Source organism: Brachybacterium massiliense, assembly GCF_900184245.1.
GTDB lineage: Bacteria > Actinomycetota > Actinomycetes > Actinomycetales > Dermabacteraceae > Brachybacterium > Brachybacterium massiliense.
Genome location: NZ_FXXB01000008.1, coordinates 1,562,094 through 1,580,180, shown reverse-complemented (window position 1 = coordinate 1,580,180; position 18,087 = coordinate 1,562,094). Strand labels below are relative to the sequence as shown.

Below are 18,087 nucleotides of genomic sequence, written 5' to 3'. Positions count from 1 at the left end.
CCCTCGCCCCGGCAGTGCCCGACTCGGCGGTGCCCGGCACTGCGGTGCGGATCGGGGTGCTCTCGCTCCAGGGGGATGTGCGCGAGCATGCGGCGGTGCTCGAGCACCTCGGCGCCGAGACCGTGACGGTGCGGCGACCGGGCGAGCTCGCCGCGGTGGACGGCCTGGTCATCCCGGGCGGGGAGTCGACGGTGATCGACCGTCTCGCCCGGCTCACTGGGCTGCGGGAGCCGCTGCGGGACGCGATCGCGGGCGGGCTGCCGGTGCTGGGGACCTGCGCCGGCCTGATCCTGCTGGCCGAGCGTCTGCGCGATGCCGGCCCCGGGCAGGAGACCATCGGCGGGCTGGATGTGACCGTGCGCCGCAACGCCTTCGGCCGGCAGGCGGAGTCCTTCGAGACCGACCTGGTGGTGCCGGCGCTCGAGGAGCTCGGATCCGGCGGGCCGACGGTGCGCGCCGTGTTCCTCCGCGCCCCGCTCATCGAGGAGGTCGGACCGGCGGCGGAGGTGCTGGCCACCCTGCCCGACGGGCGCGTCGTCGCGGCGCGGCAGCGCAGCGCGATCGGTCTGGCCTTCCATCCCGAGTCCACCGGGGAGAACCGCTTCCACGCCCTGTTCCTGCGCAGCGTGCACGAGCACCGGCTCGCGCGCGCGGCCCGACGCAGGCTCAGCCGGCCAGCAGCGGGGCGATCTCCAGACCCCAGGCCTCGACAGCCTTGAGGTCGCGGAAGTCACCGGTGGGGGTGCGCATGGACTTCAGCAGCACGCGCTCGTGCAGCGGGATCCGGTCCATCAGCACCCAGCCGGGGAAGTTCTTCACCGCGACGGGGGTGACGGGGAAGCTGGCCAGGAAGGTGTCGGTGGCCTTCTGCTTGCCCTCCTTGGACGGGTCCGAGGCGGAGCCGGAGCAGGAGAAGAAGGCGAAGGCCCTCTGCCCGAGCACCTCAGCATGCTGCGCGGCCCAGACGGCGGCGGGCTTCTCGATGGCCTCGATGCGCACGCCCGAGCCGAGCACCACGGCGTCGTAGCCGGTGGGGTCGGGGCTCTCGGCGATGTCCACGAGGTCCGTGTCGAGTCCGTACGCCTGCAGCGCGGTGGCGAGGGTCTCGGCGAGGGTGCGGGTGGCTCCGGAATGGGTCGCGTAGGCGACGAGCACGGTCATGCCCGCCATCCTGTCAGGCGATGGAGGGCTGCGCAGGGACCGAGGTCCGTCGCACCGGCCCCGCGTGACGGCGTAGGGCCGGCTCAGGGCTGGGGCCGGGGCGGTCCGGGGCGAGGGGGCTCGAGCGGGGACGCGCATCCCGCGAGCGGCGTGCGAGCGCCACGACTCCGATCACCACGGCGGCCACGGCCACCAGGGCGATGAGCACCGCCATCACGATGGCCACCAGGAAGATGATGCCCAGCACGACGCTCTCCACGACTGCACCCCTCGATCCACGCTTCGACCGGCCGACGCCCCAGGATACGTCGGCACGGGCGGCGCCGCCGGTCACGATTCGACTGTCATGACCGGTCGGTCACTGGATCGGCGGCGGGCGGAGGCGGACACTCCTCGTATACGGCCCTGGCCGCCGTGGCCTTCGCCGTCTCCTGGAGGAGGCAGCCGTGAAGAAGAGAGTCCTGTCCGTCCTCGCCGCGTGCGCGCTGATGCTGGGCCTGGGCGGCCTGGTTCCGGCCGCGTCCGCCGACGCTCCGTACTGCGGGATCCGCTGGGGGTCGCTGCCCGAAGCGGCCTCCGCCACCACCTCAGCCCAGGTCGAGAACCTCCGCGCCGGTCGCCATGCCTGCTTCGACCGGCTCGTCGTGGACCTCGAGGGTGATGTCTCGGGGTACACGGTCTCCTACGTCAGCCGGGTCGAGCAGCTCGGCTCGGGCGCCGTGGTCCCGCTCGCGGGCGCGGCTGACCTGGAGATCCTCGTCGAGGCCGCCGCCTACGACGACGCCGGCCGGGCGACCTATCGCCCGCGCACCCCGTCCCGCGCCGTGAATGTGAGCGGGTACAGCACCTTCCGGCAGGTCGCCTTCACCGGCAGCTTCGAGGGTCAGACCCTGATCGGGCTGGGCGTGCGCGCCCGGCTCCCGATGCGGGTCTTCGTGCTCGACGGCCCCGGAGACGGGTCCCGCCTGGTCATCGACGTCGCCCACCGCTGGTGAACGGGCTGCGTGATCACACCATGTGGTCAGGCAGCGTGATCACCGCCCGTGGTCAAGCTGCGTGATCGCACCCCATGGTCAGCTACGGGCGCAGGAGCGATGAGTACGGCGATATGACCGTACGCATCGCCCAGGCGCCAGTACCTGACCACGACTCACTTGACCATCACCCGCCTGGCCATCACCCGGCGGACCACCATCGACCGGACCATCACCCGCCCGGCCATCACCCCCGGGCGCAGCGAAGCGGCCGGCCCCTCACCCGAGGGACCGGCCGCGACGAACACCCTCACCCAGCATTCACACCCGGGCGGAGAGCCGAACAGATCAGGCGCCGGGGATGACCAGACCCGACGCGTTCGAGCGCGCGTTCTCGAACCGCGCCTGGACATCAGCCCAGTTCACGATGTTCCAGATCGCCTTGACGTAATCCGCCTTCACGTTCTGGTAATCGAGATAGAAGGCGTGCTCCCACATATCCAGCTGGAACAGCGGGATCGTCACCACCGGCACACCGTTCTGCTGATCGTAGAACTGCTCGATCACCAGCTTGCCGCCCAGCGGCTCATACGCCAGCACAGCCCAGCCCGACCCCTGGATCCCCAGCGCCGCCGCCGTGAAGTGCGCACGGAACGCATCGAAGCCACCGAAGAACTCCTCGATCGCCTGCGCGAGCTCACCGGTGGGCTTGTCCCCACCCTCCGGCGAGAGGTTCTTCCAGAAGATCGAGTGGTTCGTGTGACCACCGAGGTTGAACGCCAGATCCTTCGAGAACTGGTTCACCGTGCCGAAATCATTCGCCTCACGCGCCGCAGCGAGCTTCTCCAGCGCCGTGTTCGCGCCCTTGACATAGGTCGCGTGGTGCTTCGAGTGGTGCAGCTCCATGATCTTCCCCGAGATCGAGGGATCCAGCGCGCCGTAGTCGTAATCGAGATCAGGAAGCGTGTACTCCGCCATGGTCAGTCCTTTCGTCGAAGTGATGACACGACCCTTGAACCTCAAGCATGCTTGAGGTCAAGCGGGGTTCCGGCCATCGAGCCGCTCGTCGATCTCCTCCTCGGGATCCTCGACCATGTCCTCGAGCCGGCGCGGCCCCGGGCCGATCTCGGCGAGAGCGTCATCCGGGTTCAGCAGCGCGCAGGCTTTCAGGGAGAGGCAGCCGCAGCCGATGCATCCGGTGAGCTCGTGCTCGAGCCGCTCGATCGCCCGGCGCCGCTCCTCGAGCTTCTTCTTCCATCGACGTGAGGCCCGCTGCCAGTCGGCATGGGAGGGGGTGGAATCCATGGGGACGTCGCCGAACGCCTCGCCCACGTCCGAGAGCGGCATGCCCAGTCGCTTGGCGACGGTCACGAGCGAGACGCGGCGCAGCATGTGCCGGGGGTAGCGGCGCTGGTTGCCGGCCGTGCGCACCGAGCCCACCAGGCCGAGGTCCTCGTAGTACCGCAGCGCCGAGGCGGCCACGCCCGTGCGGCGGCTCATCTCCCCGATCGTCAGCAGCTCGCCGGGTTCGTGGGCCGGGTTCACGCCGTCACCCCCATCTCACGGTTGACCTCAAGTGCACTTGAGATCCTAAGCTCACAGCAGCATCGACCGGAAGGATCTGCCAGTGACCTATGTGATCGCGTTGCCCTGCGTGGACGTCAAGGATCGCGCCTGCGTCGACGAGTGCCCCGTGGACTGCATCTACGAGGGCAACCGGATGCTCTACATCCAACCCGACGAGTGCGTGGACTGCGGTGCGTGCGAGCCGGTGTGCCCGGTCGAGGCGATCTTCTACGAGGACGACACCCCGGACATCTGGGCCGAGTACTACACGGCCAACGTCGACTTCTTCGACGATCTGGGAGCGCCCGGCGGCGCCGCGAAGATGGGCGTGATCGACAAGGACCACCCGATCATCGAGGCCCTGCCCCCGCAGCCGAACCCGCTGGGCTGAGCACTGTCTCCTGGGACACCGCCCGCACGCACCGTCGCCGGGGATGACATCCATGTCATTCTCGGCGACACGCCGCTGACCTGCATGGATCACGCTGCAGCGGGGCGTACGGTGCGGGCATGAGTGCAGTTGACACCAGTGTGAGCACCGATGGCACCCGTGTGAGCACCGCGAGCGATGCGACCGAGAGGTCGCTGAGCATCGGTGAGCTCTCCGCGCGCACTGGCGTCAGCCATCGCTCCCTGCGCTACTACGAGGAGCAGGGCCTGCTCCCGGCGCAGCGCACCGCCGCGGGCCACCGCCGCTACGCCGCGGGCGCCGTGGACCAGGTGCTGCTGATCCAACGCCTCTTCGCCGCCGGCCTCACGAGCGCTGAGATCCAGCCCGTGCTCCCCGGCCTCGTGGGTGCCGAGGACCGCACCGACGCCCTGGTCGAGGTGCTGCGCGAGCACCGTCGCCGGCTCCAGGAGCAGATCGACCAGCAGCTGGACACGATCGACATCCTCGACGAGGTCATCGAGTACCACGGGCAGCGCTGAGCCCCGCAGGCCGGGCCGGCTCAGGCGAGCCCCGTCGGCCCCGCGATCCCCGTCGGCCCGGGTGATCCCGCCCCGCCGCACCTCTTTCCTCGGGGCCGCGGCAGGAGGAGGATGGGCCTCCCCGCTGAAGGAGCCGCTCATGCCCAAGTACGTTCTGCTCAAGCACTACCGCGGCGCTCCCGCCGGGGTGAACGACGTGCCGATGGATCAGTGGACTCCGCAGGAGGTCGAGGAGCACCTGCAGTACATGGAGGACTTCGCGCAGCGATTGCGTGAGAGCGGCGAGTTCGTCGACGCGCTCGCGCTCTCCCCCGAGGGGACCTTCGTGCGCTACGACGGCGACGGCAATCCGCCGCTCACCGACTCCGCCGCGCTGGAGGCGAAGGACCTTGTGGCCGGTTGGATGATCATCGACGTCGCCGACCACGAGCGTGCGGTGGAGCTCGCCGCGGAGCTCTCGGCCGAGCCCGGCAAGGACGGCAAGCCGATCCACGAATGGCTCGAGCTGCGTCCCGTGCTCGACTGAGCGATACCGGCCCGGATGAGCCACGCCCGGGCGAGCCCGGCTCAGCGATCCCGGCCCGGCACGCCGCCAGGAGTCCGGAGGCCCTGCTCAGCCCCGGCGGGCCAGTCCGTACTCTCGGCTGAACCCGCTGCCCAGGTCCGTGATCCGCACGGTGACGATGCCGGAGGGATCCACCGTGTAGGTCTCCTCGATCTCCGGCCCGTCCTCGCGCCGCTGCACGCTCACCGCGGCGAGCTCCGAGGGGTCCAGCGCGCGCAGGGCGGGATCGAAGGGGAAGAGCACGTCCGCGTACGGGACCAGGTCGCCGCGCGGCTCCCCGGTGTCGTCGAGCGCGGGATGCTCCACGTAGCGGAACCAGCCGAGGTTGTGTGCGGCGGCGTACCGCCTGGTCACGCTGGTGCTGCCGGACTGCGGCAGGGGCGCGTCGGGGGTGAGCACCTGGTCGAAGGTGACGCCCTCTCCGGCATGGGCCTCGCGGAACACGCCGATCCCACGGGAGAGGCGGTCGGTGAGGCTGACATCGGCGTCAGGGTCCACGGCGATGGCGAGCCCGATCGCGGTGGACGCCGCGGGATAGGGCGAGCGGTGCACGCGCCGGCCGAAGCGCTCGCGCAGCATCCGTGCCACCAGCGGCAGCCCGGAGCCGCCGCCCACGAGGTAGATCCCGGCGATGCCGGAGTCCTGGTCGAGCTCGCCCACCAGCGGGGCCATCACCTCGAGGGTGCGGGCCACCAGCGGTGCGGCGGCCTGGTAGAAGTCGTCGACGGGGAGGATCACCGGGTCGTGGTCCTCGGAGATCTCGATCATCACGCGGCGGGTCTGCGGGGTGAGGCGCTCCTTCGCGCTGCGGCACTCCTCGTGCAGCGCGGCCCGCTGGGCGTCGGTGAGGTCGCCGGGCTGCAGCCCGGCGCGGGAGAGCGCGAGCTCGGCGAGCGCCCGGTCGAAGTCATCCCCGCCCAGGCGGTTCTCGCCGCGGCTGCCGAGCACCACGTGGGCCGGGCCGTCGGCGTCCACCAGCGAGCTGTCGAAGGTGCCGCCGCCCAGGTCGTAGACGGCGATGCGGGTGCGGCGGGAGGTGAGGGAGCGGCTCTGGTGGTGGGTGTACTCGAACCCGGCCGCGGAGGGCTCGTTGAGCATGGCGATCACGTCGATGCCGGCGCGGCGGAAGGCCTCGAGGGTCATGATCCGCTGGGCGCTGTGGGCGTGGGCGGGCACGGACACGGCCACCTGTCCGGCCGGCACCGGCAGGGCCTCCCGCACCGCCGTGAGATAGGAGGTGAGCAGGTCCAGCAGCGTGAACTCGCGACCGCCGAGCTCCACCACGGTGCCGGGGTGGGTCGCGGGATCACCGAGCAGGCGCTTGAAGGAGCGCAGGTGGGGCGCGCCCTCGCGGGCGGCACGCTCGGCCTCGAAGCCGTGCACCAGCTGCTGGTCGCGCAGAGCGATCAGGGAGGGGAAGTGGTCGTGGGGGTCGCCGTCGGGGTCCAGGAAGCTCAGCACCGGGTAGTTGCCCCGGTCCGCTGCCGCCGCGATGGTCCTGGTGGTGCCCACGTCGATGCCGATCCGCATGCTCTGAAGGTACTCGCTGTGCGGCGCGGACGCACCGCACCCCCGACGGTCCGGACAGGGCCGGGACCGCCGGGGGGCGTGGACGGAGCGAGCTCCTCAGGAGCTCCGTACGAGCGCCGTGCGAGCGAACGTCGTCAGCGCAGGTGACGCTCGTACGCGGCGGTGGTGAGGAAGGCCGGGAACTCCTCCCCCAGCACCGCCTCCTTCAGCAGCTCGGACGCCTCCGCGATGCGGCTGCCCTCCTCACCGCCGAGCTCTCCGGCGGCGCGGTCGATGAAGTACTCGATCCGCTCCTTGACGATCGGCATGCCCTCCTCGGTGAGCATCCCCTGGTTGATCCACTGCCACAGCTGGGAGCGGGAGATCTCGGCGGTCGCGGCGTCCTCCATCAGGTTGTCGATCGCCGCGGCGCCCTGGCCCCGCAGCCAGGAGTCGAGGTAGCGCAACGCCACCCGGATGTTCTGCCGGATCCCGGCGGTGGTGATCCGCCCGCCCTCGACGCGGGTGTCCAGCAGGTCCGCGGCGGTCACGCGCACGTCCTCGCGCGTGTTCTCGATCTGGTGGGGTCGCTCGCCCAGCACCGCGTCGAACTCGGCCTGCGCGGCCGGGATCAGATCGGGATGGGCCACCCAGGTGCCGTCGTACCCGTCGGCCGCCTCTCGCGCCTTGTCCTCGCTGACCTTCGCGAAGGCGTTCGCGGTGACCTCGGGATCCCGGCGGTTGGGGATGAAGGCGCTCATCCCGCCGATCGCATGGGCGCCGCGCTTGTGGCAGGTGCGCACCAGCAGCTCGGTGTAGGCCCTCATGAACGGGACGGTCATCGTCAGCTGGGCGCGGTCCGGCAGCACCCGCTGCTTGCCGCGGTCGCGGAACTGCTTGATCACGGAGAACAGGTAGTCCCAGCGGCCGGCGTTCAGGCCCGCGCAGTGATCGCGCAGCTCGTAGAGGATCTCCTCCATCTCGAAGGCGGCGGGCAGGGTCTCGATGAGCACGGTGGCACGGATGGTGCCGTGCTCGAGGCCCAGGTGCTGCTCGGTGAAGGTGAAGATCTCGTCCCACAGCCTCGCCTCGTGCCGGGACTCGAGCTTGGGCAGGTACAGGTAGGGGCCGGCGCCGCGGGCGATCAGCTCATGGGCGTTGTGGAACAGGTACAGCCCGGCATCCACGAGCGAGGCGGAGGTGCGGCAGAACCGGCCGTCGGCCCGCTGGTAGCGCAGCTGCTGCTCGGGCAGGTGCCAGCCGCGGGGGCGGAACACGATGGTGGGGGTCTGTTCGCCGAGCCGGTACTCCTTGCCCTCGTCGGTGACGAAGTCGATCCGCCGGCGGATCGCGTCGAACAGGTTGATCTGCCCGGTGATGACGTTGTGCCAGGTGGGGCTGAGGGCGTCCTCGCCGTCGGCGAGCCACACCTTCGCCCCGGAGTTCATGGCGTTGACGGTCATCCTGCGGTCCGTGGGGCCGGTGATCTCGACCCGTCGGTCCTCCAGGCCCGGGCCGGCGCCGGCCACCTGCCAGGTGGGGTCGTCACGGATCGCGGAGGTCTCGGGACGGAAGTCGAACATCGCCCCGCCCGAGATCGCCTCGCGCCGCATGGCCCGAGCGGTCAGCAGCTCGGAGCGGCGGGAGGCGAAGCGGTCGTGAAGCTGGGCGAGGAAGGACATCGCCTCGGGTGTGAGGATCTCGTCGAAGCGGTGCTCGGTGGGGCCGAGCTGCTCGATCCAGCTCGGTGAGGGGGTGGTCGGCGCGGGCCGACGGGTCGTGGGCGCGGGCCGGTACGTGGGGGTCTGCGGCGCCGCTCAGAACTGCGCCGTCTCGGTGGAACCGACGAGCGCGAGGGTGCTCGAGGTGGGGTTCAGGGCGGTGGCGACCCGGTCGAAGTAGCCGGTGCCCACCTCCGCCTGATGCTTGTGGGCGGTGAACCCGCGCTCCGCGGCGGCGAACTCGGCCTCCTGCAGCTCGACGTAGGCGCTCATCTGCCGCTCCTGGTAGCCGGAGGCGAGCTCGAACATGCCGTGGTTCAGCGAGTGGAAGCCGGCCAGGGTGATGAACTGGAAGGCGTAGCCCATCGCGGAGAGCTCGCGCTGGAAGCGGGCGATCTGGTCATCGTCCAGGTGGCGCTTCCAGTTGAAGCTGGGCGAGCAGTTGTAGGCGAGCTTCTGCTCGGGGAAGTCGCGATGGATCCGCTCGGCGAAGGTTCGGGCCAGCTCCAGATCCGGCTCTGAGGACTCCACCCACAGCAGGTCCGCATACTCCGCATAGGCCAGGCCTCGCGCGATCACCGGTTCGATGCCGGGCCTCACCTCGTAGAAGCCCTCGGCGGTGCGTTCCCCGGTGAGGAAGGGCTGGTCCCGCTCGTCGATGTCCGAGGTGAGCAGGGTCGCGGCGAGCGCGTCGGTGCGGGCGATGATCACGGTGGGTGCCCCGGCGACGTCCGCGGCAAGGCGGGCGGCGCTCAGGGTGCGCACGTGCTGGGAGGTGGGGATCAGGACCTTGCCGCCCATATGTCCGCACTTCTTCTCGCTGGCCAGCTGGTCCTCCCAGTGCACGCCCGCGGCCCCGGCCTCGATCATCGAGAGCATCAGCTCGTAGGCGTTCAGCGGGCCGCCGAAGCCGGCCTCCGCATCGGCGACGATCGGGGCCATCCATTCGCGGCTGGTGGTGCCGGTCTCGGCGAACTCGATCTGGGCGGCGCGCTGGAGGGCGTTGTTGATCCGACGCACCACGGCGGGGACGGAGTTGACGGGGTAGAGGGACTGATCGGGGTAGGTCTTGCCGGAGAGGTTGGCATCCGCCGCGACCTGCCAGCCGGAGAGGTAGATGGCCTGCAGCCCGGCACGGACCTGCTGGACGGCCTGGTTGCCGGTGAGGGCGCCGAGGGCGCGCACCCAGTGCTCGGGATCGGCGGTGTTCTGCTCGATCAGCTCCCACAGTGTCTCGGCGCCGCGGCGGGCCAAGGTGCGCTCCTCGCGGACGGGCCCGGCGAGGGAGACGACGTCGCCTGCGGTGTGGTCGCGGCGCACGTTGCGCCAGCGGGGGTCGATCTCCCAGTCGCGGGCGAGCTCCTGGGCGGTCATGGTCTGGTCACCGGTGCGGGGGGTGGTGGTCATGATCGGCTCCTCGGGTGGTGGTGGTGCTGTCGGTGGGTGCTGCTCTCGACGAATCTCCTCGAGTGGTCCCACTGTGCGGGGCCCGCAAGCCCCCCGGAACCCACAGATTCGAAGAACTTCTGCGATATTTCTGCGCTGCGGAACTTCTCTGTGGCACCGTGTGCGCATGGCTCACGATGAGGTGGCGGCCCGCCAGAGAACCGACGACGACTTCGACCCGCTGCTGATCGGACGGCGCATCCGCGCCCGTCGGCAGGAGCGGGGCATGTCCCTGGCCGAGCTCGCGACCGCGGTCCAGCGCGCGCCCTCGCAGCTGTCGGTGATCGAGAACGGCAAGCGCGAGCTGAAGCTCGGGGAGCTGCGCCGCATCGCCCGGGCGCTCGAGGTGTCGGTGGACGACCTGCTGGATCCCGAGCCGCCGAATCATCGGGCAGCGCTCGAGATCGCGCTGGCCACCGCGCAGGCGGGGACGCTGTACCGGTCCCTCGCGCTGCCCGAGCTGCCGGTGCGCAAGTCCCTGCCCGACGCCGCGATCGAGACGATCCTCGCCCTGCACGGAGAGCTGCGTCGACTGCATGAGGAGCGGGCCGCGACCCCGGAGGAGGCGCGGCGGGTGAACGGACAGCTGCGCGAGGAGCAGTCCCGGGCGGGCAACTACGATCCCGCGCTCGAGGAGACGGCCCGGGACCTGCTCGCGAGGATCGGGCACCGGGGCGGGCCGCTGTCCCACCGGAAGGTGTCGCTGCTGGCCGCGGAGCTCGGCTTCACCCTCCATTCGGTGCCCGACCTGCCCCATTCCACCCGCTCGATCACCGATGCGGAGCACAGGCGGATCTACCTGCCGCTGGGGCGGGCCACCTCGGATCCGCGCACCACGGTGCTGCAGGCGATCGCCGCGCATGTGCTGGGCAAGGAGGAGCCGGCGGACTTCGGAGAGCTGCTGCGCCAGCGGGTGGAGACGAACTATCTGGCCTGCGCGCTGCTGCTGCCCGAGGGCAGTGCGCTCGACTTCCTGCGGGAGGCGAAGGCGCAGCGGGAGCTGAGCGTGGAGGACCTGCGGGACGAGTTCGCGGTGAGCTACGAGATGGCCGCGCACCGCTTCACGAACCTGGCCACCGAGCACCTGGACATCCCGGTGCACTTCCTGAAGGTCCACTCCTCCGGCACGATCCTCAAGGCGTACCAGAACGACGAGGTGCGCTTCCCCACCGATGCGCTCGGCGCGGTCGAGGGGCAGCGGGTGTGCCGCTGGTGGAGCGCGCGGCGGGTGTTCCGCAGCGAGGATCGGATGAGCCAGTACTGCCAGTACACGGACAAGCCGGGCGGCACCTACTGGTGCACCTCCCACATCGAGACCGGTCAGGGTGGGGAGTTCTCGATCTCGGTGGGCACCCGCTACGAGCACACCCGCTGGTTCCGGGGCCGGGAGACGCCCGTGCGCCACAGCTCCTCGTGCCCGGATCCGGCGTGCTGCCGGGAGCCGGATCCGGCGCTCGTGGATCGCTGGGAGGGGTCGGTGTGGCCGGTCGCGCGCCTGCACGCCTCGCTGCTCGCGGCGATGCCGTCGGGCACCTTCACCGGGGTGGACCGGGTGGCGATGCTCGAGTTCCTCGAGCGGCACTCGCCGTCGGCGGCCGACGGGGGCGGTGACGCTCCCCCCGCTGTGACCAGCCGGTCTCATCTCACCAGCTCAGCTCGCGGCGCGGCCTCACATGGATGTCGGTGAGCTGCACGTCCGGGCTCGCCGTGATCGCAGTGAGCACCGCCGCGGCGACGGAGGCGGGCCGGATCAGCTCGGAGCGATCCACGTCCCCGGTGAACATCGGGGTGTCGGTGGGGCCGGGGTAGACGCTCGAGACGCGCACCCCGTTGCTCTCCTCCTCGACGCGCAGCCCGTTGGCGAGCGCCCGCAGTGCGTGCTTGCTCGCGGCGTAGACGGCGTTGCGGGGCCGGGCCGCGGTGCCGGCGCCGGAGTTGAGGAACACGATCGTGCCGCGAGTGCGGCGCAGGGCGGGCAGGGCGTGGCGGGCCAGCTGCGCCCCGGCGGTCACGTTGAGGGTGAGCATCCGCGACCATTCCTCGGAGCCGGTGTGCTCGACCCCGTCGCCTCCGGAGATGCCGGCGGCGTGCACAAGCGCGTCCAGCTGCTCGGGCACGAGGCCTGCGAGATCGTCCTCGAGCAGATCCGCGGCGCGCGGGCTGATCCGCTCGGAGGCCGCGCCCAGCTGTTCGAGCGCCTGCTGGTCGCGGCCGACGGCGATCACCCGCCATCCGGCGTCGGCGAGCTGGAGGGTCACCTCGCGGCCGATCCCGCTGGTGGCGCCCGTGACGAGGGCGGTGAGGGGGCTGCTGGTCGTGGTGTGGAGAGCATCGGTGGTGTCCATGCCACCAGTCTCCCCGCACGGCCGTTCAGTGGCGAGCGACCTCGAGGAGCAGCAGCGTGGCGAGCGCGCCGTAGACGGTGCCGGCCGCGCCGTCGAGCACGAGGCGCACCTTGCGCCTCCCGAGCACCGCGTCGCGGAACAGTCCGGCCGCGCTGCCGATCGCGATGTCCGCGACCAGGCCCGTGAGCTGCAGCAGCAGGCCCAGCATGAGCATCTGGCCGAAGGGGTTCTCCCCCGCCGAACCGAGGAACTGCGGCAGGAAGGCCACGAAGAACAGCGCCACCTTGGGGTTGGTGAGGTTCACGACGAAGCCGCGGCGGAACACGTTCGGCGCCGCGCTCACCTCGGCGACGGCCGCGCCCGCGTGGCGCCAGGTGGTGATGGCCAGGAAGAGCAGGTAGCCGGCACCGGCCAGGCGGATCGCATCGAGCGCGGCGGGCACCTGGGTGAGCGCCACGCCGAGCCCGGTGGCGGCCACGAGCACCCAGATGGTCATGGCGCTGGTGACCCCGAAGGCGCCGCGCACCGCGGCGCGCCGACCCTGGCTGACGCCGGTGGCGATGAGGAAGGCCATGTCCGGCCCGGGGGTCGCGAGGATGACCACGACCGCGATCAGGAACGCGGGCAGGACAGACACATCGAGCACTTCGCCACCTTGGACACTCAGCGGGAAGAGCTCCCGGAACCACACCCTCACCTGGGCCAAGACAGAAGGTAGAGGTCGTCGATGCGGCGCCGCAATCGCCTGGATGCGGGCAGAACGCCCACTGTTCCAGCATTCTGCTCGGTGGCGTTACGCTGACTGCGTGCTCGACGATCTCGACTACCGCCTCATCGCCCTTCTGCGCTCCGACAGCCGCACCCCGGTGGCGGTGCTCGCCCGCGAGCTCGGCGTCAATCGCTCGACCGTGACCTCCCGGATTGATCGCCTGGTGGGCAACGGCGTGATCGAGGGATTCACGATCCGGGTCAGCGGCGACGTGGAGCAGGACTCGGTGCGCGGGGTGATGCTGGTGGCCACGGACACCCGCCGCAATCACGACATCGTCCACGAGCTGCGCGGCTATCCGGAGATCGAGCAGCTCCACTCGACTACCGGCACCTGGGACCTGGTGATCCACATCCGCTGCCGCAACCTCTCCGAGTTCGATCTGGTGCTCGAGCGGATCCGCGCGATCCCGGGCGTGAACTCCACCCAGACCAGCCTGCTGTTCAGCTCGCTGCGCACCGACTGAGCGGTCAGGAGCTGAGCGGGCACGAGCTGAGCGGGCAGGCACTGAGCGGAGCAGCAGGTCAGCGGATCAGCCGGCGTTCCCGGGCCACGCGCAGCGCGGCGGTGCGGCTGTCCACGCCGAGCTTGTCGTAGAGGTGGACCAGATGGGTCTTGACCGTGGACTCGGAGATGAACAGGCGCTTGGCCACCTCGCGGTTCGTCGCACCGGTGGCGAGGGCCTCGAGGATCTCGCTCTCGCGCGGTGACAGGGCGGTGTGCGGGCTGGTCATGCGCTGCACCAGACGCTGCTGCACCTCGGGGGAGAGCACGCTGCGCCCGGCGGCGGCCTCCCGGGCGGCGTCGAGCAGCGCCTCGGTGGGCGAGTCCTTGAGCACGTAGCCGGTCGCCCCGGCCTCGAGCGCCCCGACGATGTCCGCCTCCGCGTCGAAGGTGGTCACCGCGAGCACCTGCACCCCCGGGTGCCTCGCGCGCACGGCGCGGGTGGTCTCGATCCCGCCGCTGCCCTCCCCGAGGTTCAGGTCCATCAGCACCAGGTCCGGCAGCCCGGCCTCGCCGGCGGCGAGCTCGCCGAGCACCCGCAGCGCCTCGGCACCGGAGGAGACCTCCGCGACCACCTCGATGCCCTCGTCGGCCTCGAACAGTGCTCGCAGCCCGGCCCGGACCACGGGGTGGTCATCGACCATCATCACGCCGATGCTCACCGAGACCCCTCCTGCTCCTGGGCGGCGGTGAGCGGAGCGGTGGGCAGGGTCAGACCGACCGTCGTCCCCTCACCGGGGGCGGAGTCGATGCTCACCTCGCCGCCGGCGCGGGCGAGGCGGCGGCGCAGCAGGCGCAGGCCGTCACCGCCGTCGTGTCCTGGACGAGCGGCGGCGGGGTCGAATCCGCGCCCGTCGTCCACCACGTCGAGGCTCACCCGGTCCGGCCACCAGGCCAGGGTGAGCACGCAGTGGGCCGCCTCGGCGTGCTGCTGGACGTTCGCGACGAGGGACTGGGCGGCCCGGTGCAGCGTCTCGACCTGCTCGGGGTCCAGCTCGCGCGAGGTGCCGTCCACACGCAGCTCCCACACGGTGCCCTCCCCCTGCTGCTGCACCCGGATGAGCACCTCGCGCAGGGCCTGTTCGAGGCCGCTGCGCCCGGCCCGGTCGGCGAGGTCGCGCACCAGGTGGCGGGCGTCGGCGAGGTTCTCGCGCGCGGTCCGTTCGATGCGGGCGAACTCCTCGGCCGCCGCAGGATGCGCGGCTCCTGCGCCGCGGCTCATCAGGACGATCGAGTTCAGGCCCTGGGCGAGGGTGTCATGGATGTCCTGGCCCAGGCGCTGACGCTCCTCGGCGATCCCCTTGCGGCGCTCGGAATCTGCCAGCTCCGCCTGGGCGGCGCGCAGGCGCACCACGAGCGCCCGGCTGCGCTCGGTCTCGAGCAGCAGCCGACGGTACACCGCATGGGCGATGACCGAGAACACCGCTCCCACCAGCGGTCCGAGGATCTCCCCGGCCCCCAGCCCGCTCTGCTCATGGGCGAGCAGGGGCGCGAGGATCGCCCAGAGCGTCACCCCGGCCAGCGCGAGCAGACCGCTCACCGGGCCGAGGGCGAACAGCACCAGGAAGAACAGCGGGAAGGCGATCCACACGAAGGCGGAGGAGACGAGCGTCGCGGCCATCCACGCCAGGGTCAGGACGAGCACCCCGCCTCGCGAGGGCAGCAGCGGATCGCTGCCCGCGCTGTACGGGGCCCAGCGGCGGCGCAGCGCCAGACGCGAGCCGATCGCATAGCTCACGATCACCGCGGCGGCGGCGAGGAGCGCGGCGAGCGCGGGCACGCCCTCCCCGTCGATCGCCCGCACCGCGCCGAGCGCGGGAAGCACCGAGAAGGCCACGTGCATCGCCCCGCGCAGCATCGCGGCCATCGTCGAGGAGGCGCGGTGCGCCGCCTCGGCGGGCTCCTCGAGCAGCTGGTCATCTCTCACGCCGACACCCTACGGGCGCCGCCCACCTCGAGCATCGTCCAAAAGGACGAGCGCGGACCGGCCGGGCCGGGCGATGTGGCCGGCCGAGGATCCAGGTGGGATGGAGGCATGTTCGTCGCACTCAAGGACATCGTCCATGCCAAAGGCAGATTCGCGCTCATGATCGGCGTGATCGCCCTGCTCACCCTGCTGCTGGTGCTGCTGACCGGCCTCACCCGAGGCCTCGCCCACCAGAACATCTCCGCGATCGAGGCGCTGCCTGCGGACCGGATCGTGCTCACCCCCACCCTGGGGGAGGAGATCTCCTGGTCGGACTCCCAGGTGGACTCCGACCAGGCCGCGGCCTGGGACGGGACGACCGGTCTGGAGACCGAGCCGCTCTCCGTGGGACAGATGCGGATCGAGACCGACTCCGCGGTGACCTCCCTGGCCCTGTTCGGCACCGCCCCGGATGGTCAGGTCGCCGCGTCCCTGCCCTCCGCGCCGCAGGAGGGCGAGGTGCTGCTGCCCGAGCAGATCGCCGCCGATCTCGGCGTCACCTCGGGGGACGCGGTGAGCGTCAACGGTCGCGAGCTCACCGTCATCGGCGCCGTCCCCACCGACTGGTACTCCCACTCCCCCGTCGGCTACGTGCACGTCGACTCCTTCCGCACCCTCGCCCACCAGGCCGAGGACACCGCCGGCTCCGCCCTGCTGGTGCGGGCCGACGGCGATGCCTCCGACGCGGCTGCGGACGCCGTCGCCGAGGCCACCGGCACCCGCGCCGTCACCGTCGCCGAGTCGCTGCAGGCCCTGCCCTCCTACTCCTCGGAGAACGGCTCCCTGACCCTCATCCAGGCGTTCCTCTACGGGATCTCCGCTCTGGTCACGGTCGCTTTCCTGTCCGTGTGGACCATCCAGCGCACCCGTGACATCGCGGTGCTGCGCGCCCTGGGCGCGACCGCCCGGTACGTGCTGCGCGACACCGTCGGTCAGGCGGCGATCCTGCTGGCCGTCGGCGCGGCCGTGGGCGGGATCGTCGGCGGGGCGGGTGGCGCTGCGCTCTCGACCGTCGCCCCCTTCGAGGCCTCCGCCGTGACCGTGCTCCTGCCCGTGGCGGGAGTGCTGATGATCGGTCTGCTCGGCTCCGTGCTCGCCACCCGTCGCGTCACCCGTATCGATCCGCTGCTCGCCCTGGGAGGGAACTGACCCATGACCACGACCGCCACCGCACGCACCGACCGCACCACCCGCTCCGCTCCCTCAGCGCTCCAGCTCGAGGCCGTGCGCGTGACCTATCCCGACGGGCGAGAGGCCGACGGCAGCCCGCGCATCGCCACCGCCCTGGACAGCGCCGACGTCGCCGTGGACCGCGGCGAGTTCGCGGTAGTGCTGGGCCCCTCCGGCTCGGGCAAGTCCACGCTGCTGAGCGTCGCCGCCGGCCTGGTGGTGCCCGAGCAGGGTCGAGTGCTGGTCGACGGCACCGACCTCACCGCGCTAGGCGAGCGCCGCCGCACCGAGCTGCGCCGGGAACGGATCGGCGTCGTCTTCCAGCAGCCGAACCTGCTGCCCGCCCTGTCTGTGGCCGACCAGCTGCTGGTCACCGGCCATCTGGGCGGCCTGCGCGGGAGGCGTCTGCGTGCCCAGCAGGAGCGGGCCGCCGAGCTGCTCGAGCGGGTGGGGATGGCCGAATACGCGCGCCGTCTGCCCCACGAGCTCTCCGGCGGGCAGCGCCAGCGGGTGAACATCGCCCGTGCCCTGTTCACCCGCCCGGCGGTGCTGCTGGTCGATGAGCCCACCAGCGCCCTCGATCATGACCGGGCCCGCTCGATCGTGCAGCTGCTGGTCGGTGTGACGAGGGAGCTGTCGGTCGCGACCGTGATGGTCACCCACGACGACGAGTTCGCCGCCGACGCCGATCAGGTGATCCGCCTGCGCGACGGGCGGATCATGGATCCCCAGGAATCTCCCGTCGGCGCATGAGCGCTCAGGCCGCCACGGCCGCCCGCCGTCAGGCCTTGTCCTGTGCGGCGATGTGCCCGAACACGAGGCCGTGCCGAGGTCCGAGCGCACGATGCACACGGCGTACAGCGGCCCCTTGAGTGGGCGCAGGTTCGGGTTCGGCTCGACGGTGGGGTCGCCGTCGCATTGGCCTGATGAGGAGGGGCTCCGGCCGCGCTGAGCAGGAGTCACCACAGCGATGAGGCCCTCCCCCGTTCCCGGGAGAGGGCCTCATCGCTGTGGTGGAGACTAGGGGGGTCGAACCCCTGACCTGAAGCTTGCAAAGCTACCGCTCTACCAACTGAGCTAAGTCCCCATATTCGGTTGTCCCGATACTACGTCAACCGCGAGCTGCGGGAGCGGCCTGCGCCTGCTTCGCAGCGGCGGCGTCCTGCTCGGCGGAGACCCGCTCGGCCTCGCTCCACAGATCGTTGCGGAGGCGATCCGACTCGATCTTCCGCCAGGTGAGGATCCCCGCGACGGACGTCCCGATCAGGACGGCCACGGTGGTGATGAACTTCTTCATGAGTCCCTCCGATCCTCGAAGTGGGCCTAACTGGACTTGAACCAGTGACCTCTGTCTTATCAGGACAGCGCTCTAACCGACTGAGCTATAGGCCCGTGGGGCTGATCTGGGAACAATACCGGTGTCAGCCACCGACGGACTACGTTACCGCGCCGCGGGGCGTG

The 18,087-nt window shown here is 71.1% G+C and carries 21 protein-coding genes and 2 tRNA genes; 9 read left to right on the top strand and 14 right to left on the bottom strand.

The genetic code is table 11. The features are described from left to right. Positions 1 to 14: 14 nt before the first annotated feature. Positions 15 to 719: a pyridoxal 5'-phosphate synthase glutaminase subunit PdxT gene (gene pdxT, locus BN4251_RS17120; protein ID WP_245810404.1), complete on the top strand. Its 705-nt coding sequence runs from the start codon at positions 15 to 17 to the stop codon at positions 717 to 719. Here the strand turns inward: pdxT and BN4251_RS17115 are convergent. Together BN4251_RS17115 and BN4251_RS17110 are read right to left on the bottom strand one after the other, a co-directional pair. After that, entirely contained in the window at positions 667 to 1,161 is a 495-nt protein-coding gene (locus tag BN4251_RS17115; RefSeq protein WP_087486193.1) for a flavodoxin domain-containing protein, read from the bottom strand. The genes pdxT and BN4251_RS17115 overlap by 53 nt on opposite strands. Positions 1,162 to 1,174: 13 nt before the next feature. Next, positions 1,175 to 1,420 (bottom strand): hypothetical protein, encoded by a 246-nt coding sequence (locus BN4251_RS17110; protein WP_087486192.1) that lies wholly within the window; start codon positions 1,418 to 1,420, stop codon positions 1,175 to 1,177. 187 nt (positions 1,421 to 1,607) lie between these two features. Between BN4251_RS17110 and BN4251_RS17105 the strand changes: the two genes are divergently transcribed. Further along, positions 1,608 to 2,156 (top strand): AMIN-like domain-containing (lipo)protein, encoded by a 549-nt coding sequence (locus BN4251_RS17105; RefSeq protein WP_087486191.1) that lies wholly within the window; start codon positions 1,608 to 1,610, stop codon positions 2,154 to 2,156. A gap of 327 nt (positions 2,157 to 2,483) precedes the next feature. Here the strand turns inward: BN4251_RS17105 and BN4251_RS17100 are convergent, their stop codons facing one another. Both BN4251_RS17100 and soxR read right to left on the bottom strand, forming a co-directional pair. Then, a complete protein-coding gene (locus BN4251_RS17100) occupies positions 2,484 to 3,113 on the bottom strand; it encodes a superoxide dismutase (RefSeq protein WP_087483701.1) in 630 nt (209 codons plus the stop codon). A 57-nt stretch (positions 3,114 to 3,170) separates the two neighbouring features. Continuing rightward, the gene (soxR, locus tag BN4251_RS17095; RefSeq protein ID WP_087486190.1) at positions 3,171 to 3,680 is read right to left on the bottom strand and encodes a redox-sensitive transcriptional activator SoxR; all 510 of its coding nucleotides are present in this window, start codon (positions 3,678 to 3,680) and stop codon (positions 3,171 to 3,173) included. Positions 3,681 to 3,762: 82 nt separating this feature from the next. Between soxR and fdxA the strand changes: the two genes are divergently transcribed. The 3 genes from fdxA (at position 3,763) to BN4251_RS17080 (ending at position 5,157) form a co-directional block, all read left to right on the top strand. Next, entirely contained in the window at positions 3,763 to 4,092 is a 330-nt protein-coding gene (gene fdxA, locus BN4251_RS17090; protein WP_087486189.1) for a ferredoxin, read from the top strand. Positions 4,093 to 4,211: 119 nt separating this feature from the next. Beyond that, positions 4,212 to 4,631 carry a MerR family transcriptional regulator gene (locus BN4251_RS17085; RefSeq protein WP_212647630.1) on the top strand — a complete coding sequence of 140 codons (420 nt, stop codon included), beginning with the start codon at positions 4,212 to 4,214 and terminating at the stop codon, positions 4,629 to 4,631. Positions 4,632 to 4,770: 139 nt separating this feature from the next. Continuing rightward, entirely contained in the window at positions 4,771 to 5,157 is a 387-nt protein-coding gene (locus BN4251_RS17080; protein ID WP_087486188.1) for a YciI family protein, read from the top strand. An 87-nt stretch (positions 5,158 to 5,244) separates the two neighbouring features. On the opposite strand, the gene BN4251_RS17075 is transcribed toward BN4251_RS17080, so the two are convergent. From BN4251_RS17075 to aceA, 3 genes are all read right to left on the bottom strand, one after another. Then, a complete protein-coding gene (locus BN4251_RS17075) occupies positions 5,245 to 6,726 on the bottom strand; it encodes an Hsp70 family protein (RefSeq protein ID WP_087486187.1) in 1,482 nt (493 codons plus the stop codon). Between the two features lie 134 nt (positions 6,727 to 6,860). Continuing rightward, positions 6,861 to 8,387, bottom strand: coding sequence for a malate synthase A (gene aceB / locus BN4251_RS17070; protein ID WP_245810403.1), 1,527 nt, complete (start codon positions 8,385 to 8,387; stop codon positions 6,861 to 6,863). 135 nt (positions 8,388 to 8,522) lie between these two features. Next, positions 8,523 to 9,833 (bottom strand): isocitrate lyase, encoded by a 1,311-nt coding sequence (aceA, locus tag BN4251_RS17065; RefSeq protein WP_087486185.1) that lies wholly within the window; start codon positions 9,831 to 9,833, stop codon positions 8,523 to 8,525. Between the two features lie 166 nt (positions 9,834 to 9,999). Here aceA and BN4251_RS17060 point away from each other — a divergent pair, with 166 nt between their 5' ends. Next, positions 10,000 to 11,559, top strand: a complete 1,560-nt coding sequence (locus tag BN4251_RS17060) for a helix-turn-helix domain-containing protein (protein ID WP_087486184.1) — start codon at positions 10,000 to 10,002, stop codon at positions 11,557 to 11,559. Here BN4251_RS17060 and BN4251_RS17055 read toward each other — a convergent pair. Then, complete coding sequence (locus BN4251_RS17055; RefSeq protein ID WP_087486183.1) at positions 11,516 to 12,217, bottom strand: SDR family NAD(P)-dependent oxidoreductase; 702 nt, start codon at positions 12,215 to 12,217, stop codon at positions 11,516 to 11,518. The genes BN4251_RS17060 and BN4251_RS17055 overlap by 44 nt on opposite strands. A gap of 25 nt (positions 12,218 to 12,242) precedes the next feature. Further along, entirely contained in the window at positions 12,243 to 12,863 is a 621-nt protein-coding gene (locus BN4251_RS17050; protein ID WP_087486182.1) for a LysE family translocator, read from the bottom strand. Positions 12,864 to 13,023: 160 nt separating this feature from the next. On the opposite strand from BN4251_RS17050, the gene BN4251_RS17045 reads away from it, so the two are divergent. Next, positions 13,024 to 13,452: an Lrp/AsnC family transcriptional regulator gene (locus BN4251_RS17045; RefSeq protein WP_087486181.1), complete on the top strand. Its 429-nt coding sequence runs from the start codon at positions 13,024 to 13,026 to the stop codon at positions 13,450 to 13,452. A 58-nt stretch (positions 13,453 to 13,510) separates the two neighbouring features. Here the strand turns inward: BN4251_RS17045 and BN4251_RS17040 are convergent, their stop codons facing one another. Together BN4251_RS17040 and BN4251_RS17035 are read right to left on the bottom strand one after the other, a co-directional pair. Further along, a complete protein-coding gene (locus BN4251_RS17040; protein WP_087486180.1) occupies positions 13,511 to 14,152 on the bottom strand; it encodes a response regulator in 642 nt (213 codons plus the stop codon). Then, positions 14,149 to 15,417 (bottom strand): sensor histidine kinase, encoded by a 1,269-nt coding sequence (locus tag BN4251_RS17035; RefSeq protein ID WP_245810402.1) that lies wholly within the window; start codon positions 15,415 to 15,417, stop codon positions 14,149 to 14,151. Before BN4251_RS17035 ends, BN4251_RS17040 begins: the two co-directional genes overlap by 4 nt. 108 nt (positions 15,418 to 15,525) lie before the next feature. On the opposite strand from BN4251_RS17035, the gene BN4251_RS17030 reads away from it, so the two are divergent. Together BN4251_RS17030 and BN4251_RS17025 are read left to right on the top strand one after the other, a co-directional pair. Continuing rightward, on the top strand, positions 15,526 to 16,605 hold the full coding sequence (locus BN4251_RS17030; protein WP_087486179.1) for an ABC transporter permease: 1,080 nt from the start codon (positions 15,526 to 15,528) through the stop codon (positions 16,603 to 16,605). A gap of 3 nt (positions 16,606 to 16,608) precedes the next feature. Further along, entirely contained in the window at positions 16,609 to 17,379 is a 771-nt protein-coding gene (locus BN4251_RS17025) for an ABC transporter ATP-binding protein (protein WP_087486178.1), read from the top strand. A 258-nt stretch (positions 17,380 to 17,637) separates the two neighbouring features. Here BN4251_RS17025 and BN4251_RS17020 read toward each other — a convergent pair. The 3 genes from BN4251_RS17020 to BN4251_RS17010 all read right to left on the bottom strand — a co-directional run bounded on the left by BN4251_RS17020 (position 17,638) and on the right by BN4251_RS17010 (position 18,018). Beyond that, a tRNA-Ala gene (locus BN4251_RS17020) sits at positions 17,638 to 17,713 on the bottom strand. 24 nt (positions 17,714 to 17,737) lie between these two features. Beyond that, complete coding sequence (locus tag BN4251_RS17015; RefSeq protein ID WP_087486177.1) at positions 17,738 to 17,923, bottom strand: DLW-39 family protein; 186 nt, start codon at positions 17,921 to 17,923, stop codon at positions 17,738 to 17,740. A gap of 21 nt (positions 17,924 to 17,944) precedes the next feature. Then, positions 17,945 to 18,018 (bottom strand) — tRNA-Ile (locus tag BN4251_RS17010). Between the last annotated feature and the right edge of the window lie 69 nt (positions 18,019 to 18,087).

What these genes read in the sequence shown, in the direction of transcription:
- BN4251_RS17115 (WP_087486193.1), bottom strand. Translation starts at nt 1,161, where the DNA reads ATGACCGTGCTCGTCGCCTACGCGACCCATTCCGGAGCCACCCGCACC.
- BN4251_RS17030 (WP_087486179.1), top strand. Translation starts at nt 15,526, where the DNA reads ATGTTCGTCGCACTCAAGGACATCGTCCATGCCAAAGGCAGATTCGCG.
- BN4251_RS17015 (WP_087486177.1), bottom strand. Translation starts at nt 17,923, where the DNA reads ATGAAGAAGTTCATCACCACCGTGGCCGTCCTGATCGGGACGTCCGTC.
- BN4251_RS17060 (WP_087486184.1), top strand. Translation starts at nt 10,000, where the DNA reads ATGGCTCACGATGAGGTGGCGGCCCGCCAGAGAACCGACGACGACTTC.
- BN4251_RS17100 (WP_087483701.1), bottom strand. Translation starts at nt 3,113, where the DNA reads ATGGCGGAGTACACGCTTCCTGATCTCGATTACGACTACGGCGCGCTG.
- BN4251_RS17080 (WP_087486188.1), top strand. Translation starts at nt 4,771, where the DNA reads ATGCCCAAGTACGTTCTGCTCAAGCACTACCGCGGCGCTCCCGCCGGG.
- aceA (WP_087486185.1), bottom strand. Translation starts at nt 9,833, where the DNA reads ATGACCACCACCCCCCGCACCGGTGACCAGACCATGACCGCCCAGGAG.
- BN4251_RS17025 (WP_087486178.1), top strand. Translation starts at nt 16,609, where the DNA reads ATGACCACGACCGCCACCGCACGCACCGACCGCACCACCCGCTCCGCT.
- aceB (WP_245810403.1), bottom strand. Translation starts at nt 8,387, where the DNA reads ATGTCCTTCCTCGCCCAGCTTCACGACCGCTTCGCCTCCCGCCGCTCC.
- BN4251_RS17055 (WP_087486183.1), bottom strand. Translation starts at nt 12,217, where the DNA reads ATGGACACCACCGATGCTCTCCACACCACGACCAGCAGCCCCCTCACC.
- BN4251_RS17085 (WP_212647630.1), top strand. Translation starts at nt 4,212, where the DNA reads ATGAGTGCAGTTGACACCAGTGTGAGCACCGATGGCACCCGTGTGAGC.
- BN4251_RS17075 (WP_087486187.1), bottom strand. Translation starts at nt 6,726, where the DNA reads ATGCGGATCGGCATCGACGTGGGCACCACCAGGACCATCGCGGCGGCA.